The sequence below is a fragment of the Microcystis sp. M53598_WE2 genome, from assembly GCF_030067735.1.
GTDB lineage: Bacteria > Cyanobacteriota > Cyanobacteriia > Cyanobacteriales > Microcystaceae > Microcystis > Microcystis aeruginosa.
The window spans coordinates 1-1,318 of the sequence record NZ_JASJFE010000516.1 but is presented as its reverse complement, the minus strand read 5'-3'; the positions used below and the strand labels follow the sequence as shown (position 1 = coordinate 1,318).

The following is a 1,318-nucleotide window of genomic DNA, read 5'->3' as shown; positions in this document are numbered from 1 at the left end:
GATATATCTGGGTTTCAGCGATTTTGGGCTTCTCGAAGTAAATCCCAAGCGGGGATTGGAGTTGAGGCTTTTCTCGATTTGTTTTTTGTCTAAGTCCCAATAGGAGATCAATTGGACAAAGAAGTTGCTGTAATAACAGTTATTTGTGCAGAAAAGTGATTAGTTTTGCTTGTTCCAAGGTTCTGCCTTGGAACATATCAAACAAATTTGGCAGCGATCGCCCTTGACAATCACAAAAAGGTTAGAAGAACAAGGAAATAATCATCCTGTTGCTTGGCTACGGAATATGGCGCAACAGTTGGGGACATATCTCAACCGTCAAGCGGGAACTATAGAGGAATATCAGGGGTTTTTATTAGAAGTATTACAAGCAGAAGCAGAGATTAATGATGGCCGTGCTATAATAACTGACAACGATTATTATTATAAAAATATGCAGTATAAAGTCAGTCTTAAGCAAACAGAAGAAGGATATGCTGTTTGGTGTCCCGGTTTACCCGGCTGTGCTTCTCAAGGTACAACAAAAGAAGAAGCTCTCAATAATATTCAAGATGCTATTCTGTCTTATTTAGAAGTTGCCGAGGAATTGAATCAAGGTGTAGAATCTTGTTATGTGGAAGTTGAATTAAATCATGCCTAGTCTTTCCGGAATTAATCATCAACGAGCCATGAAAGCCTTTGAAAAAGCAGGATTTAGGATTGTTCGACAGGGTAAACATATTACAATGACTGATGGAGAGCATATCTTAACAATTCCCAGAGCTAATCCAATTAATGCTTATACAATGGGAACAATTATTAAAGGTGCCGGAATGTCTATTGAAGAATTTAAAAAACTTTTGTAAAAGCATCGGATTAAGGTTATGGACGAAAAACGCACCCAAGCTTATCTAAATATCATCGAGTCGTTCTCTCGAAAAAATCACAGTCCATCACATAATCACATCAATCACAGTACAGACAATGGATGAACAACGCGCCCAAGCTTATGTTAATTTAATTGAACAGTTACTCGCTTGTACTGAGGGTGAGGAACCCAATATCCTGCAAGCTAATCAGGAATTGATTGACCCCGAATTTTTGCAGATGATGGAAAACTATGCAACAGGGTTAGAATAATAAGGATACAATAACCATGCAGATTGATTTAACACAACACTTTGGGCAATATCTCAACCCTCAAGCCAGAAATATAGAAGAATATGAGGCGTTTTTAACTGTTGGGGACATTGACAACAGGCTAAGGTGTTGTTAGTATATCCAACATGAAGGCTACTGCGCTCATTCGTCGTCGCGTCATCTTGGCCCCAGACGCATT

Annotated in this window: 3 protein-coding genes; all 3 read left to right on the top strand. The window is 38.8% G+C overall.

Going from position 1 to position 1,318, the window contains the following annotated elements:
* The first annotated feature begins 433 nt into the window (after positions 1–433).
* The 3 genes from PX636_RS10510 (at position 434) to PX636_RS10500 (ending at position 1,119) form a co-directional block, all read left to right on the top strand.
* On the top strand, positions 434–640 hold the full coding sequence (locus PX636_RS10510) for a type II toxin-antitoxin system HicB family antitoxin (protein WP_044035099.1): 207 nt from the start codon (positions 434–436) through the stop codon (positions 638–640).
* On the top strand, positions 633–845 hold the full coding sequence (locus PX636_RS10505; RefSeq protein ID WP_004163332.1) for a type II toxin-antitoxin system HicA family toxin: 213 nt from the start codon (positions 633–635) through the stop codon (positions 843–845). The genes PX636_RS10510 and PX636_RS10505 overlap by 8 nt, the downstream gene beginning before the upstream one ends.
* Before the next feature lie 118 nt (positions 846–963).
* Positions 964–1,119 carry a hypothetical protein gene (locus tag PX636_RS10500; protein WP_004163331.1) on the top strand — a complete coding sequence of 52 codons (156 nt, stop codon included), beginning with the start codon at positions 964–966 and terminating at the stop codon, positions 1,117–1,119.
* The last annotated feature ends 199 nt before the right edge of the window (positions 1,120–1,318 follow it).

Coding starts and splice junctions, on each gene's coding strand:
- PX636_RS10510 (WP_044035099.1), top strand. CDS start 434: ATGCAGTATAAAGTCAGTCTTAAGCAAACAGAAGAAGGATATGCTGTT.
- PX636_RS10505 (WP_004163332.1), top strand. CDS start 633: ATGCCTAGTCTTTCCGGAATTAATCATCAACGAGCCATGAAAGCCTTT.
- PX636_RS10500 (WP_004163331.1), top strand. CDS start 964: ATGGATGAACAACGCGCCCAAGCTTATGTTAATTTAATTGAACAGTTA.